This window comes from Reinekea blandensis MED297, assembly GCF_000153185.1.
GTDB classification, from domain to species: domain Bacteria; phylum Pseudomonadota; class Gammaproteobacteria; order Pseudomonadales; family Natronospirillaceae; genus Reinekea; species Reinekea blandensis.
Genome location: NZ_CH724151.1, coordinates 532,371 through 548,380 on the forward strand (window position 1 = coordinate 532,371; position 16,010 = coordinate 548,380).

Genomic DNA, 16,010 nt, shown 5'->3' on the forward strand with positions numbered 1-16,010 from the left:
TGAATCAGGAATCAAGGCATGAGCACACACAGTATACTGCTGATCGATGACGACAAAGACCTGGCAGAACTGCTCGGTGAGTATCTCGACACGGAAGGTTATCGCCTGGAGGCTGCACATTCCGGTGAAGATGGCATTGAACAGATCAAACACCATCACTATGACCTCGTGCTGCTCGACGTCATGATGCCGGGGATCGATGGCTTTGAAACGCTCAAGCGCATTCGCGAATCGTCCATCGTTCCAGTCCTTATGCTGACCGCCAAGGGCGAGGAAACCGACCGTATCCTGGGCCTTGAACTCGGTGCCGATGACTACCTGGCCAAACCCTACAGCCACCGCGAACTGCTCGCTCGCATCAAAGCGTTGCTGCGCCGAATCGAACTGGACAAAAACCAGAAAGAAGACGACAACGGCATTCTCGCCTGTAACGGTGTTGAGCTGAACTTCGACACATACCGTGTTTACAGCGATGGTGAGCATATCCCTATGACCACCAGCGAGTTCAAAGTCCTGCGCGTTCTGATGTCCCGTGCCGGCAAAGCGGTACCGAAAGAAGATCTGTATCTGGAAGTGCTCGGTCGCGAAATCATGGCTTATGACCGTTCCATCGATATGCACGTCAGTAATGTACGCCGCAAACTCGGAGGCACCACCGAGCAGTCTAAGATCCAGACCATTCGCGGCATCGGATACATGTTCGTCGATCCGTCTCAGTGAGGTGGCGTTCTTTCTTCCGTCGGCTGAACCCTCTCGGTTCGGTCTTCGGAAAAATCTGGCTGAGCTTCTGGTTCTCGCTCATCGTTATTGTCGTGGCGGCGTACTTCGTGTCCTATCAGGCTGCTCAGCAGTATCAGGTGGCGCCACCAACCGCAAAACAGATGATGGTTCTGAACAGTCTGGAGTTTCCGGAACTGGGTTCCACCGGCGGTGACTACGCCGTCATCCAACAATTGCTGGAAACCTATAACCTCTCTTCTCAGCATCAGCTTTATCTGGTCGATGATCGCTATCAGTTGCTGGGTCGCCCGCAACCGCCCAAACGCATTCTTGTCATGTTGTCTGAAATGATGGAAAACGAAGGCATGCGCGTCGGCCAATGGCGCAACGAAGCCTGGCTGGGCCCGATGGAGATTGCCTTCAACGGGCTCAACTTCCGGCTGTTCATTCGCGGCGTCCCGTCTCTACCACCGGCCAACCTACCGTGGTGGCTTGAAAGCCAGTGGGTGCAACTGGCCTTCGCATTAACCGTGTCGGGCATCATGAGTTTGTTATTGACCTGGTCACTGGTCCGCCCCATTGAAAAACTCCGACAAACGGTCCGGGCCATGGCCCGCGGTACTCTTGATGTCCGTGCTGGCTCCAGTGTCAGCGCCCGATCCGATGAAATTGGTGAGTTGGGTCGCGATTTCGATGACATGGCAAACCGCATTGAAGATCTGGTCTCGGCCCAACAACGACTGCTCAGTAACGTCAGCCATGAACTTCGCTCTCCGCTGACCCGACTGCAAGTTGCTATGGGCATTGTTCGGCAAAAAGCACCCGAGGGTCTCGATCGTGCCCTGAACCGTATCGAACGTGAAAGTGATCGTTTAGAAAACATGATCGCTCAGATCCTGAAACTCAGTCGCTTTGAAAACGAAATGCAACAGGCCGACTGGCAGTGGTTAGATGTGACCGACATGATTCGCCGGGTCGTCGACGACGCTCGCTTTGAGGCGCACCCTCGCGGTATACAGATTGAGCTTGATGCGTCCGACACCGTACGCATGATCGGCGATGGACAGCTGTTGCACAGCAGCGTGGAAAACGTCATTCGCAACGCCCTGCGATTCTCGCCGGACAACGGTCAGATCCGGGTTTCACTAAGTGTTGTCAATCGCCGGGCGGTCGTGTCGATTTGCGATCAGGGGCCGGGTGTACCGGAAGACAAACTGGTCCGGCTGTTTGATCCGTTTTACCGACTGGACCAAAGCAATACCGGTGCAGGCCTGGGCTTAAACATTGCCTTACAGGCGGTGCAAATGCACAAAGGCGTTATTTACGCAGAGAATCTTTCGACTGGCGGACTGAAGGTGGTTATCGAGCTGCCTCTGAAACACCAACCTCCGGGTGTCCCGTCGTCGCTGCCAAGCCCGGGTTAATCAGGCCCCGGGCCGCCACTGCTGCGCCTTACCGACAAAGTTGTGCAGCGCAGCGGCAAACTCTCGCGGACGTTCAATGAACGGCAGGTGTTTGCAGCCTTCCATCTCTACGCGAGTCACACGAGGGCGATCGTAAAAGTTGCTGTGTCGCGTCAGATCGTACCAGGGATCTTCCCGCCCACCGATGATCAACATCGGGATGTCCAACGATTGCCCGTAAGCTTCCACATAGGACAGCTCGGCTTCCATGGCGTGCAACAGGTTAACGCAGCGCTCACGGTGGCGGTTAAAACTGGTCCAGTTTGACCGTGCCATCAGTGGCAACCCAATGGGCGGCTGATGAAACATTTCACGAACATAGGTCAGATGCTGATCTTCTGTCATGTTCTGAATGAAGTCAGACATGCGTTCAAAGTTCAGCGTGTGAGAGAGTTTTTCGGTAAAGCAGCTGTCCGCCAGAGATACCAGAGTAATAGACTGCACCGGAACCGTCATGCGCATAGCCAGCCCCAGCGACAAGGCCGCGGCCATGGAATGCCCCACTAAGTGTACCGGCCTGCCAACGGCCACACTGAAAAAGTCACACAGTTCACGGGCAATTCCGGAGAACCCGGACTGCGGCGTGGCCACTGGCTGGTCTAACCTCAAGCCCGGAATATCAGGCGCGATGACATAATGGTCCTTACCCAGCGATGACAACACCGACCGCCAATGGTTCTTTGACATCGCCAAACCGTGCAGTAATACAACCGCTTCGCGCGCTCGGGTATCGCCGGCACTGAGCCAACGCCAGGTGCGTCCGCGAACTTCCATCGACTGCAGCGTGGTCGCGCCAAGCACTGATTTCAGATGGTTTTTCAGTAGAAATGAGCGGTCTTTAACGGTATACATGTGAACTCGGTACAGGAAAGTCACGCAGTTTAAGCCAAGGACTCTCTAATGTTCATTAGCAAAGCATCAAACTGTGAACTGGCCCAGATTCTTCAAAACACTGGTGGAAATTAAGGATTTTTTAAGCATGACGCCCGCGATAGATTTCTTAACCCGAGAGGGCATACCATTTAAATCCCATTCAATTACGGTCTCTCAGCCCACTGGCCATTATGGACTGGATGCCGCATCGGCAATGAGTGTAGCACCGGATCGCGTGTTTAAAACGTTACTGGTCAGCCTGGACGCAGAACCCCGCCGGCTCGCGGTGTGCATTTTACCGGTCAGCCATGAACTCAATCTGAAACTGGCCGCCAAAGCCCACGGTGCGAAGAAAGCTCAGATGGCAGACCCTACCGTCGCCGAAAAACTCACCGGCTATGTCGTGGGCGGTATTTCACCGTTTGGCATGAAACGGACCTTTCCCTGCGTGATCGACGAGCAGGCGCTCAATCACGATACGATTTACACCAGCGGCGGACGGCGCAATCTGGAAGTCGAGTTTAATCCTCAGGATGTGATTCGCGGTTTAAATGTGAAAACGGCGCCATTATGCCGGTGATTGTTTCGCCCCGGTCACAGAACCGAGGATGACGCTTGAGCAGATGGGAGCCTTTGGTACAGTAACCGGGTAATTAACCGGAGAGTACAAGAATGAAAAAAATCCTGATCACACTGTTTATGTCCACGATGATGTCGTTTTCATTGGCGGACGGCCATTCACCGGAAGGTAACTGGCGCACCATCGATGATGAAACCGGCGAAGCCAAAAGCCTGGTGACCGTCTGGATTGAAGATGGCGAACTGATGGGCCGCATCGATACACTGCTGAACCCCAGTGAACCCAACCCAACCTGCGACGACTGCAAAGGTCAGCGTAAAGGACAGCCCATTGAAGGCATGACGTTTGTCTGGGGACTGGAACAGGACGGCGACGAATGGAATGGTGGCACCATTCTAGACCCAGCCAACGGTAAAGAATACAAAGCCAAGGTGAAACTGACCGACGGCGGCAGCAAGCTCGAAGTTCGAGGTTTTATCGGTTTTGCTTTGATCGGCCGCACCCAAGTCTGGGAACGCGTCGAGTAAACGACCGATGACCCACAAAAAAAGCCTGGCAAATGCCAGGCTTTTTTATGTCACGAACTTTGTTCAGTCAGGGTTCTGCAGCCAACCTCAGAAAAACTCGCCCGCACTGGCGGCTGTGTTAATCACTGTCAGCGTTTTCACCCCGGACGCGGTACCCAACAGCAACACATCGGCAGGCCGCGCGGCAAACAAGCCATTGGTCACCACGCCGACCATGTTATTCAGCTCACGTTCCAGTTCTTTCGCATCGGTAATCTGCAGACCATGAACGTCCAGAATCACGTTGCCGTTGTCGGTCACCACACCTTCGCGATACACCGGGTTACCGCCCAAATCACGGATTCGTCGGGCCACCGCGCTGCGCGCCATCGGAATGACTTCCACCGGCAATGGGAACGCCCCCAGGACTTCCACAGCCTTGGACTCATCGGCAATACAGACAAAGGTTTTGGCAATGGAGGCTACGATTTTTTCGCGGGTTAACGCCGCGCCGCCGCCTTTGATCAGCTGCAGCTTCTTGTTGGCCTCATCCGCACCGTCAACATAGACAGACAGTTGCGTCACGTCGTTCATGTCAAAGACTTCGATACCGTGACCCGCCAGACGTTTGGCCGTGGCGTCACTGCTGGCAACCGCACCTTTGAAATCATCTCGGTAAGCAGCCAGACCATCAATAAAAAATTCGGCCGTCGAGCCGGTGCCAACACCGATAATGGCGTCTGACGTCAGCTCAGGCTTGATGTAGTCCAAAGCAGCCTTTGCCACCTGTTGTTTGAGTTCGTCTTGTGTCATCACGCTCATCCTGAAAAAAGATGATCTCATTATAAGTCACGACCGGGCAGTCTGATAGGGTCGGACCCCGTTTGCTGAAACCCGTGTCCGGTTTGCACAAATCCGGAAGGTTGTATCGCAACAATGGAGATGCCCGACTGTCCACATTTGCGTACACTGTACCGGTTTGTTGAACCGCCCTGAAAGGATCGGACATGCTGGAAAGTTACGTTAAGAAAATTCTCAACGCGAAAGTCTACGAAGCGGCCATCGAAACGCCTCTGGACGAAGCCACCTCACTGTCCCGGCGCCTCAACAACCGAATTCTGATTAAACGCGAAGACCTGCAACCGGTGTTTTCGTTCAAGCTGCGCGGTGCCTACAACATGATCGCCAACCTCAGCGAAGCACAGCGTCAGGCAGGCGTGATCTGCGCCTCCGCAGGCAACCACGCACAGGGGGTCGCCCAGGCGGCTAAACTGCTGGGCATTAAAGCGGTGATTGTGATGCCGGTGACCACCCCGGAAATCAAGGTGTCTTCCGTCCGAGCCCGCGGTGGCAAGGTGGTCCTGCACGGTGATTCTTTTGACGAAGCCTACGCCCATGCCAGCAAGCTGCAGGAAGACAAGGGTTACACCTTTGTTCACCCTTACGATGCGCCGGATGTCATTGCCGGCCAGGGCACCATTGCCCGCGAAATTCTGCATCAATATGGGCCGGGCGAAATCGACGCGATCTTCATGCCGGTCGGTGGTGGCGGCCTGGCAGCCGGTGTCGCCGCGTACATTAAATACCTACGCCCGGAAATTAAGGTGATCGCCGTTGAGTACGAAGAAAGCGCCTGTCTGGCCGCTGCCCGTGCCGCCGGCAAACGAACCACGCTGAAAGAAGTCGGCTTGTTTGCAGATGGCATTGCGGTCGCCCAGATCGGTAAGGAAACGTTCAAAGTTCTTAAAGAGCATGTCGATGAATGCATCACCGTCAGCGCTGATGAAATCTGTGCGGCGATCAAAGATGTGTTTGACGACACCCGCTCGGTCGCCGAACCGGCCGGTGCCACCAGCATTGCCGGCATGAAAAAATGGGTTGAACAGAACAGCGCCGAAGGTAAAACCCTGGTCACCATCTGTTCCGGGGCGAACATGAACTTCGACCGCCTCCGCTACGTGGCCGAACGCGCCGACGTCGGTGAGCATCAGGAAGCCATCTTCGCCGTCACCATTCCGGAAAAACCCGGCAGCTTTAAACGGTTCATTTCGCATATCGGCAAACGGGCCGTGACCGAGTTTAATTACCGGTACAACGACAGTCAGCAAGCACAGATTTTTGTTGGCCTGAAGATCAGTGCCGACAGCGAACGGGCCGATCTGCTTCAGCGGCTGACCGATGATGGCTACGACGTGCTCGACCTGACCTTTAACGAAGTCGCTAAAGGCCACGTTCGACACATGGTTGGTGGTCATGCCCCTCAAGCGCAGGATGAACGACTGTTTCGGTTTGAGTTCCCGGAACGTCCCGGCGCCCTGATGAAGTTTCTGTCGGCGCTGGGCGGGCACTGGAACATCAGCCTGTTTCACTATCGTAACCACGGCGCAGCCTATGGCCGGGTGCTGTGCGGAATTCAGGTACCGGATAAAGATCTGAAAGCCTTTTATGCCAAGCTGAAAGATCTTGGGTATCGCTATTGGGATGAATCCGACAACCCAGTGTACGACGCTTTTCTGAGCTAGAGTTTGTTAACGAATGGGGCTTTACGCCCCATTTTTTATGACCGGAACTACAATGTCGTCATCAGAGATGGCAGCCAGATGACGATCCCGGGGAAGGCAATCAACACGGCAATGGTCAAAACGTCCGCGACAAAAAACGGCGTTACGCCCCGAAACACATCCTGCACGCTGATGTCCGGACGAACCCCGGACACGACAAAACAGTTGAGCCCGATGGGTGGTGTAATCAGGCACAGCTCCGCCATCTTCACGACAATAATCCCGAACCAGATCGCGCAGGCCGTACTCGATAGCCCAAAGGCCGACTCCGCCGCCGTAACACCGTCACCCCCGTTCAATGCCATGACGGCCGGAAACACTACCGGTAACGTCAGCAACAACATGCCGATGGCGTCCATAAACATACCCAGAACGGCATACGCGCAGAGAATGAGAATCAGGGTGAGCATCGGGTTCTGATCGAGACCTGCAATCCAGCCAGCAAAGGTATCCGGCAAGTTGGCGAACCCCAGGAAGCGCACGTAAATCAACACGCCCCAGATGATGGTAAAAATCATCGCGGTCAGCTTTGCCGTTTCGAGCAGGGCATGGCCCAGATCTTTGCGTTTCATGCCCCGCCAGAGCGCATACAACAGCACAACGAAGGCACCCAATGAACCGGCTTCGGTTGGCGTGCCAACGCCACCATAGATGCAGAAGATGATGATGAACACGACAAAGAAAATCGGAAACGCGCCGGGCAGGGTTTCGAGTTTTTCCTTCATCGAATAGCGGCGTGTTGGCGGGCCAAAATCTTTGCGGGTCATGGCCAGAAACACCACCAGCCCGCCGTAAATGAGAGCGGAGACGGCACCGGGCAGGAACCCGGCCATTAGCAACAGGCCCACATCCTGCTCAACAATAATGGCGTAAATCACCAGAATGGCCGACGGCGGAATCAACGAGGCCAGCGTACCGCCCGCGGCCACCACACCCGCGGCAAAACGCCGGTCGTAGCCCGCTTTCAGCATTTCCGGAATCGCGATACGGGCAAACACGGCTGATGTCGCCACCGACGCGCCCGAGACCGCCGCAAAGCCTGCCGTCGCAAACACGGTCGAGACGCCAAGTCCACCGGGTAACCACCCCACCCAACGCTTGGCAGCTTCAAAGAGTGAACGGGTCAGTCCGGCGTGATAAGCCAGATACCCGATGAGGATAAAGGTCGGAATCAGCGACAGTGACAGGGTTGTGGCTTTCGCATGCGGGATGGTCCCGGCCATCTGCAACGCCACCATAAAGCCCCGTTCAAACCCCATGCGCGCGGAGAACACCCACAGCAACCCGAGGAACCCGGCAATGGCGGCGGCAAAAGCCACGCGCATCCCGAGGATGACCATCAGCAACATAAAGCCGGAAACCCACAAGCCGATAGACACACTGCTCTGTGCGGCAAACCAATCGATCATGATCGCGTCTCCGGTTGTCGGCTTTCGATGGCTTCTGCTTCGCGCTTCGCCACCGTCGCGGCATCTTCAATGAGCGGAATCGCTGCGGGCGTTTCATCGTTGCGCACAAAAGCCCGAACATACCCCCACAAATGCAAAAGCAGCCGCAGAGAAAGCAGGCTCAACGCAATCGGCACAATCAGTTTGGCCGGCCAGGTAGGTAAGCCGATATCGATGGAAGAGTCGCCGTTGTTGTACGCACGCAAAAAGTGAAGATACGAGCCATAGGTCAACACCATGGTAACGGCCAGCATCGCCAACGTCGTGAAGCATTCCGACAGCCAAAGCAAACGACCGCGCATGAGCCCGACAAACAGATCCATGCGAATGTGACCGCCCAGCCGCTGACAATAAGCGATACCCAGAAACGCAAAAACCGCCATGAGCTGTTCGACCCAGTCGATATAACCACGCACCGGAACATTAAACAGCCAGCGCCCGAGCACATTAATAACGGCTAAAAAAACCAAGATAAGAATGGTGCTCCCGGCAATCATGGCTAACCACGATTCCAGTTTATAAACCCATTGATCGATGCGACTGAGCAAAGACGAATCGGTCTGCACCGATGCAGAACCAGACATAACAACCCTCACTGAAAAACTTTATATCGCGGCTCCAATCGGAGCCGCCTGAAAGTAAGCCGGCGAACCGGCTTGGTTCATGCTCAGTCGGCAATGGTATCGATGGTCAGCTGATACAGTTCTTCAGCCGGCAGACCCTGTTCGTTCATTTCCTGAATCCAGGCATTCGCTGCAGGCTCCGCCACACTGTTTCGGAACCGCTGGAGTTCCTGTTCAGAAAAGGTGACCTGCTGGATGTTTCGCTCTTCCAAAGTCGGCCACCACTTCGACATGGTTTGGTTGTTGTAATACTCCACGTAGTACTCAAGGGCTTCATCAATGCTGTCCAACAGCGCGTTTCGATGCTCATCACTGAGGCTGTTGAGCGCATCGGAGTTAGCCACAACCGGGCAGTTCACCGTGCCGGGGTTCAGGTTGGTCGTCCACCAGTCCGCCGCTTCAACGGTACCAAACGACATATGCGCATGCGGTGCAAACGAGGCCGCCGAGATCACGCCGGAATCAATCGACTGTCGAACTTCGGTTGCCGACATGGACGTCGGTACGGCACCGACCGTTTCCATGGCTGCACCAATACCCCCGGTCGCACGAACGCGAAGGCCTTTGAAATCTTCCAGACTGGACGGCGCATCGCCCACCCCTGCCACGTTGTATTGCGGTAACGGCGACGGCATCAGCAGTACGGCATTCCATCGCGCCAGATCTTTTTTAACCGCTGGGTGGTTATACACCGCCATGGACACTTCGATTTCTTTTTCCAATGAGTTCACACCCAGGAACGGCAGCTCCAACACGGTAATCGACGGGTTTTTGGCCGGGTGATAACCGGCACAGAACTGCGCCATCTCGAATGCGCCGAACGAAATGCCGTCCAGGTTTTCACGGTTATTCGACAGGCCGCCATAAGACAGATTCAGCGTGAACTCACCATTGGTTTTCTGCTCGACCAGTTCGGCCAGCTTTTCAACGTGCTCGGTAAACGCCCGACGCTGTCCCCACAAAGAAACGTTCCACTGCGTCGCCGCATGTACGGCTGAGCCGAGAACCGATACCGCGAGTGTCGTGCTGATCATCAGAGTTTTTGTTGTTGTTTTAGCCATCGTTGTCATCCTTTTTTTGTTGTAGTTAACACAAAAGGAGATGGCAAAGCCTGTGCCAATGAAAGGGACGCCCACAGTCCGGGCTTTCCGGCGATAACCTCAGGACGATAGGCAAAAAACCGCTTATACCCGGTCGGAACAATCAGCAGATTTTTGCTCAGTCGGTGTAGTCGTCCCGCTTGAGTTGATACTTCTGCATCTTCTGGTTCAAGGTTCGGCGCGGTAAATCCAGGACCTCCATTACCGCTTTGATGTTACCCTGATGGTGACGAAGCTCAGCACTGATCAGCGATTTTTCAATCGATTCCAAGCGATCGCTCAACGACCCGTCGCCAGTTTGCACGGACACCCGGTTGCTGGAACCGATCTGCAACAGCTCCTGAACCGTGGCGTCGCTGTAACTCCGAGTCAGCATGAAGCGCTCGGCGGTATGACGGAGCTCCCGCACGTTACCGGGCCAGTCATGCAGTTCCAGCGCCAGCAGATCATCGGCGGTAAGCGCTGGCACCGGTATGTTGTTGTCTTCGCCCGCCAACTGCATGAAGTGTTGGAACAGCATAGGAATGTCTGCCGCGCGATCACGCAGTGGTGCGATAACAATGTCTGCCACCATCAACCGATAATAGAGATCTTCCCGAAAACGCCCTTCCGTCGCCGCGACTCGCAGATCTTCTTTGGTTGCCGAGATCACCCGAACGTTTAACGGGATCGGCGCTCTCGAGCCAACTCGCGTGACTTCGCGCTCCTGCAAAACCCTCAGCAGTTTGATCTGAAACGCCATCGGCATGCTTTCAATTTCGTCGAGAAACAAAGTGCCCTGATTGGCCGCTTCAAAGATCCCGATGTGACGGTTTTTCGCATCGGTAAAGGCGCCGGCTTCGTGGCCGAACAACTCGCTCTCCAGCAGGTTTTCCGGAATGGCAGCCACATTCACAGCCATAAAAGGATGCTCGGCCCGAATGCTTAGATCGTGCAGGCTGCGCGCAACCAGTTCTTTGCCGGTGCCGGTTTCACCTCGGATGATGACATCGGCATTGACGCGCGCCAGACTCGAAATCTGATTACGCAACGCCACCATGGGTGCCGTATCACCAATCAGGATTCGGGATAGATCGGCCGGCGCCGAAATGGCGATAGACGATATCGCCAGGCTGGCCTGAGTTTGCTCCAGCGCTCGTTGCACCAGTTCAACTAATCGGTCCGGCTTGTAGGGCTTTTCCAGAAAATCAAACGCGCCAAGCTTCATCGCTTCAACGGCCTGAGCAATGCCGCCGTGGCCGGTAATCAGAATCACCGGGATCGAGGTGTTCAACGTCTGCAGCAGATTCATGCCATCCATACCCGGCATGCGGATATCGCTGACGACGACGCCATGAAAGCCATCGTTTAACAGCGGCAACGCGTCCAGTGCACTGTTAAAGGTTCGCACTGGAATATCCACCAAGGACAACAACTGGCTGAGCGAGGCGAGCACTTCCGGGTCGTCGTCAATTAAAACAACGGATGGTGAAACTGACGTCATGATCGGGTCTCCGTTTGCCATTGCGCCTGTTCAAAGGTCAGGGTAAAGCACGCGCCCTGTCCGGGGGTACTGCGAACCGACAACTTAGCGTTCATATCACTGGCCAGGTTGTAACTGATGGCCAGCCCGAGGCCCATACCATCACCGATATTCTTGGTGCTGTAAAAGGGTTCAAAAATCTGCAACATCTGGTCGTCACTCATGCCCGGACCATTATCAATAATACACAGTTCTACGCCCTCGGGCGCATCCGGTGGCACCTGCAGCAGCAACTGAACTTCCGGGTGTTCAGTGCCTTCCAGAGCATCCAGGGCATTGCTGAGCAGGTTCACCACAATTTGCTCCAGGAACATGGCATTCGCCTGCACCGACACCTCGGTGTTCTCCGGTAGCCGGACGCTGACGCCGTTAGCCTCTATCCGCGAACCCAGTAAATCCAGTGCGTATCGGAGTGGCTGCATAAGCGACACCGGTGAACTGCCCGTGTTGCGCTTACCAGCAAATATCCGTAGTTGCCGCGATAATCGTGACAAGCGCCCGACCAACCCATCAATGCGTTCAACGTTATCCAGTACCGGCTCAGTCTGCCCCCGCTTGAGCAACAGTCGACTGCTGGCAATGTAATTACTCAGTGCGGTAATCGGCTGATTGATTTCATGGGCAATGGCCGAAGACATCCGACCGAGTGACGCCAACCGTTGACTTTGTGTGAGTGCCGCCTGCGCCGCTTCCAGATCCCGGGTGCGTTTTTCAACGCGGGCTTCCAGTTCCTGATTCGCCAGTTCCAACGCCAGCTGCGCATCAGTCAGTTCGGTGATGTCTTTCACGGTGAGAATGAACTCACGCCGACGATCCAACTCGATGGCGTTTAACGACACCAGCGCCGGGAACTCTACGCCGTCCTGTCGCCGCCCGATGGCCCGATACGCCTCAACCACATCGGTGCGCCACGGTTGAATCGCCGTTTGCGGCGAGAAGGGGTCGCGTGTCTCACCCAACCCAAACATTTCGCTCGCTTTCTGGTTGTAATACAGCGGCTGAAAGTTCTTATCAAGGTTAAACAACCCCACGTCGGTATTATCAATAATGGCGCGTTGGTGCTTGGCGCGGTCAGCCGACATCTGCACCAACGCCGTTTGCGCCGAACGACGACGAAACCGTTCAAACACATACATCAGGCCGCCGGCCAGGGTCAGGATCAACAACAGAATAACGGACTGCTGCAAACGCACCTGAACCCGCATTTGATCGAGTGGTACCACCAGATTGGTCGTCCAGCCGTAATCGTTCAGCTGCTCCCCATACAGCACATGCACGCCGCTTTCCCGAAGCTCAATCGCACGCCAGGGGTCATCCGACCAATCCGGGACGGACTTAAGCGTGCGGACTTCCGACTCACCATATTGCCGTGTCTGACGAAGCTGCGCTCGGTGTGACTCGGACACCGGGCGTGTCGCCACGTAACGCCATTGCTCAGAAGACGACAGAAAGACAATGCCGTGCGCATCGGTGACCCAGACCTGATCCCCCGAATCCCGCCAACGCGTTTCTAAAGGTGCCAGAGAGATTTTCACGACGATGACACCGATCACGGTATCGAACCGGTCCAGCACCGGTGACGACAAAAACAGCCCGGGGATACCAGAGGTGGCCCCCACGGCAAAATAAAACCCGTCACGCCCGTTCAGCGCATCTCTGAAATAGGGTCGGTAGCCATAATTCTGACCGACAAAACTCTGTGGTGAGCGATAATTACTAGACCACCGGGTCAGCCCTGTTGTATCCATCAAAAAGATTTCATCCGACTGGGCCTGCACATTGAGCCGTTCAAACAGCGCAGATATATCGTCACTTTCCGCAATGCCGGTATAGGTCAGCGCACTGATAATGCGCGGGTCAGTCGCCAGAATGTCAGGCAGGTAACGATGACGCTCGACCGTCGTCGTCAATGACGTCTGATACACCCCCATACGGCGACTGGCATCGTCGGCCGAACGCTTCATTTCCAAATGCAGCAACATCGGTTCGGTCAGCACCAACAGCAAAACCACAGCCAGCAGCGCTGTTAACAGCCAGATTGGAAAGCGCCACAACCGACGCAGCGACCGCCGGGAGTCTGAGAGATTGAGCGTGGCCATGGATCATCGCCCTGTTCGGTTCATGTCGGGTTTGGATCGGTAAGGATCGCAAGACAGCCTGCACCCGTTATCGTTGTTGTGGAGGTGCCTGCCGAAGATTCCATCTTAAGGCAAGCCGAGAAGGAAAACACCGATACCATGGAATGAGGCCAAGCGGAAGTTCACTCAGGACAGGTCTGAGTTCGTCAGCATTTCGTAAGAAATAGCCTATCGTTGTAGGAGTACTCTCTTGAATAGTCTGTTAAAACTGAGCATACGCACGCGCCTGCTGTTCGGCTTCGGCATCCCCCTGACCTTTCTCATTTTGCTGAACATCCAGGGCATTCAGAAGGTCAACTTTATTGATCGCACCCTCACCGAAATGACTGACATTAACTCGGTCAAACAACGCTACGCGATTAACTTCCGCGGCAGTGTTCATGACCGCGCGATCGCCATTCGAGACGTGGCGATTACCGACTCACCCGCGCAACGCGCCGAGTTTGTTGCTGTCATCCGGGATCTGGAGCGCTTCTATACCGAAGCGGACAACAACATGCAGACCATGATCAGCCGCGGCGTTGAATTTTCCCAGACCGAACAAGGGATACTGCAAAAGATTGATGACATCCAGTCTCGCACGCTGCCGTTAGTCGAAGACGTCATTCGCCTGAAACAGGCCGGAGCCGACGCGCAGACGCTCATTCTCAACGACGTGCGGCCAGCGTTCATTGCCTGGCTCGATGCCATCAACGAGTTTATTGACTACCAGGAAGATCAGAATCAGGTCGCGACGCCCGAAGCGCGTAAGGTAACCAGTGGTTTCGAAAACCTGATGTTGATCCTAACGGCCATTGCTATCGTAATTTCCATCATCGTCGGTTATCTCATCGCCCGCAGCCTGCGCATGTCGCTCGGCGGCGAACCGTACGAGGCGCAGCGTGCCATTCAGGCCATTTCCCAGGGTGACATGACGGTTCAGTTGCACACCCAAGAGCGCGGCAGCATGTTGGATTCACTGTCCGACATGACCAATCGCATCACCGAAATTGTTCGCAACATCAGTGCCGCTACCGCCAAACTGACGCTGCAAGCCAACGAGGTCTCTGAAGGCTCCAGCCAGGTACTGCAAGCCGCACGTCTTCAGGGTGAACAGACCGAATCCACCGCTCAGGCGCTGGAAACCATGCGCGAGAGCATCAATCAAGTGTCTGAAGCCGCGTCGCGCAATGAAGAAGACTCCGCGACAACCTCTGACTACGCCAAACAGGGCAGCCAGGTGGTCAACGGCGTGGCGCGGGAAATGGAGACGATTTCCGATACCGTCGATACCACCGTCGAAGAGATCAAAAAGCTCGACGAGCAGACCCAAAAGATCAGTGGCATCACCAGCACCATTAATCAGATATCCGAACAGACTAACCTGCTGGCATTGAACGCCGCCATTGAAGCGGCACGCGCCGGTGAGAGCGGTCGCGGCTTTGCGGTTGTTGCCGACGAAGTACGACAGCTGGCGCAGCGCACCAGCGAGGCCACGCAGCAAATTGAATCCATGCTTGGCGATGTCCAGGCACAAGTTGCCACCTGCGTAAACGCGATGGAGACCACGCAACCACTGGTTGAGCACGGCCGTTCAGAAACGCAAACCGCCACCCAACTGCTCAGCGACATTGAAGCACAGGCCGTGGCTTCGTTAGCGCGGGCGCAGGAAGTGGTTCGAGCCACCAAAGAGCAGGTCGATGGCGTCAACCGCATTTCGCAAACCATGGAAGAAGTGGCCGCCATGTCGACACAGACGATTGAGTCGATGTCCGGCAATGAAGACGCCGCGCGAACGCTCAAACAGTTGTCTGAACAGTTGCGCAGCGACATCGAGTTCTTCCGCGTTTAACCGACCGACACACGTCAGGCTGGCCGCACCCGGCCTGACTTGCCATACTTACCGTCAGTTAACGGTAACCATAGCGGCGTTTCCATGACTGAGACCAACGGCAGCGTTGAAGAGAAAATCGCGCTGGAACACCAGGCCGCCAAGCTGTTCATGCGCCATTACGAGCAGGAACACGGACAGCGAATGCGGCACATCTGGCACAACGAACCGAAAAAGCCAGACGTCTCCTGTCGCCTGAACGGTGAACGATTGGATCTGGAAATCGCCCACCTGTACGGCAGCGAAGAAGAAGCCATGCTGATTCTCGGCCGGCAACTGACCGACCAGACGCGCAAAGCCCTGATCGACTTACAACACGTCTCTTTCGACGCCCGCTTGCTGAATGCGTTAAACCGAATCCTCCGGCAGAAGGCCGAAAAAACTTATGAGTCCGATCATGTCTGGTTGGTAATTCGCAATGCCCATCCGGCTTGGTCTCGCACGCAGATTGAAGCGCTTCAGCACCACATTGCCGTACCCGAGCACCACCCGTTTGAAGAGATTTGGATGGTGACCGATTGGGAAGGCCTGGGCGGGATTGTCCGGCTGTATCCGTAAGGTCGGGCGTTCAGGTTGAACGCCTTAGCTGTCCAGGTTCCGCGCTAA

The 16,010-nt window shown here is 55.3% G+C and carries 14 protein-coding genes; 7 read left to right on the plus strand and 7 right to left on the minus strand.

Annotated features, from left to right (window positions below; translation table 11 throughout):
• Window positions 1-18: 18 nt before the first annotated feature.
• Together MED297_RS10955 and MED297_RS10960 are read left to right on the plus strand one after the other, a co-directional pair.
• Window positions 19-720, plus strand: a complete 702-nt coding sequence (locus tag MED297_RS10955) for a response regulator transcription factor (protein WP_008044897.1) — start codon at window positions 19-21, stop codon at window positions 718-720.
• Window positions 717-2,144, plus strand: coding sequence for an ATP-binding protein (locus tag MED297_RS10960; protein ID WP_008044898.1), 1,428 nt, complete (start codon window positions 717-719; stop codon window positions 2,142-2,144). Before MED297_RS10955 ends, MED297_RS10960 begins: the two co-directional genes overlap by 4 nt.
• On the opposite strand, the gene MED297_RS10965 is transcribed toward MED297_RS10960, so the two are convergent.
• Entirely contained in the window at window positions 2,145-3,035 is an 891-nt protein-coding gene (locus MED297_RS10965; RefSeq protein ID WP_008044899.1) for an alpha/beta fold hydrolase, read from the minus strand. It abuts the gene before it with no gap.
• Window positions 3,036-3,162: 127 nt separating this feature from the next.
• Between MED297_RS10965 and ybaK the strand changes: the two genes are divergently transcribed.
• Entirely contained in the window at window positions 3,163-3,636 is a 474-nt protein-coding gene (gene ybaK, locus MED297_RS10970) for a Cys-tRNA(Pro) deacylase (protein WP_040556998.1), read from the plus strand.
• 92 nt (window positions 3,637-3,728) lie between these two features.
• Window positions 3,729-4,163 carry a DUF2147 domain-containing protein gene (locus MED297_RS10975; protein WP_008044901.1) on the plus strand — a complete coding sequence of 145 codons (435 nt, stop codon included), beginning with the start codon at window positions 3,729-3,731 and terminating at the stop codon, window positions 4,161-4,163.
• Window positions 4,164-4,250: 87 nt separating this feature from the next.
• Here MED297_RS10975 and rpiA read toward each other — a convergent pair whose 3' ends face one another.
• Entirely contained in the window at window positions 4,251-4,955 is a 705-nt protein-coding gene (gene rpiA, locus MED297_RS10980) for a ribose-5-phosphate isomerase RpiA (protein WP_050762906.1), read from the minus strand.
• 194 nt (window positions 4,956-5,149) lie between these two features.
• Between rpiA and ilvA the strand changes: the two genes are divergently transcribed.
• Window positions 5,150-6,664 carry a threonine ammonia-lyase, biosynthetic gene (gene ilvA, locus MED297_RS10985; RefSeq protein ID WP_008044903.1) on the plus strand — a complete coding sequence of 505 codons (1,515 nt, stop codon included), beginning with the start codon at window positions 5,150-5,152 and terminating at the stop codon, window positions 6,662-6,664.
• A 47-nt stretch (window positions 6,665-6,711) separates the two neighbouring features.
• Here ilvA and MED297_RS10990 read toward each other — a convergent pair whose 3' ends face one another.
• From MED297_RS10990 to MED297_RS11010, 5 genes are all read right to left on the minus strand, one after another.
• Complete coding sequence (locus MED297_RS10990; RefSeq protein ID WP_008044905.1) at window positions 6,712-8,112, minus strand: TRAP transporter large permease; 1,401 nt, start codon at window positions 8,110-8,112, stop codon at window positions 6,712-6,714.
• The gene (locus tag MED297_RS10995) at window positions 8,109-8,735 is read right to left on the minus strand and encodes a TRAP transporter small permease subunit (protein ID WP_008044906.1); all 627 of its coding nucleotides are present in this window, start codon (window positions 8,733-8,735) and stop codon (window positions 8,109-8,111) included. The genes MED297_RS10990 and MED297_RS10995 overlap by 4 nt, the downstream gene beginning before the upstream one ends.
• Before the next feature lie 83 nt (window positions 8,736-8,818).
• The gene (locus MED297_RS11000; RefSeq protein ID WP_008044908.1) at window positions 8,819-9,835 is read right to left on the minus strand and encodes a C4-dicarboxylate TRAP transporter substrate-binding protein; all 1,017 of its coding nucleotides are present in this window, start codon (window positions 9,833-9,835) and stop codon (window positions 8,819-8,821) included.
• Window positions 9,836-9,992: 157 nt separating this feature from the next.
• A complete protein-coding gene (locus MED297_RS11005; RefSeq protein ID WP_008044909.1) occupies window positions 9,993-11,357 on the minus strand; it encodes a sigma-54-dependent transcriptional regulator in 1,365 nt (454 codons plus the stop codon).
• Window positions 11,354-13,495 (minus strand): sensor histidine kinase, encoded by a 2,142-nt coding sequence (locus MED297_RS11010; RefSeq protein WP_008044910.1) that lies wholly within the window; start codon window positions 13,493-13,495, stop codon window positions 11,354-11,356. The genes MED297_RS11005 and MED297_RS11010 overlap by 4 nt, the downstream gene beginning before the upstream one ends.
• Window positions 13,496-13,724: 229 nt before the next feature.
• Here MED297_RS11010 and MED297_RS11015 point away from each other — a divergent pair, with 229 nt between their 5' ends.
• Together MED297_RS11015 and MED297_RS11020 are read left to right on the plus strand one after the other, a co-directional pair.
• Window positions 13,725-15,365, plus strand: a complete 1,641-nt coding sequence (locus MED297_RS11015; RefSeq protein ID WP_008044911.1) for a methyl-accepting chemotaxis protein — start codon at window positions 13,725-13,727, stop codon at window positions 15,363-15,365.
• Between the two features lie 84 nt (window positions 15,366-15,449).
• Window positions 15,450-15,962: a hypothetical protein gene (locus MED297_RS11020; protein WP_008044912.1), complete on the plus strand. Its 513-nt coding sequence runs from the start codon at window positions 15,450-15,452 to the stop codon at window positions 15,960-15,962.
• Window positions 15,963-16,010: the final 48 nt, after the last annotated feature.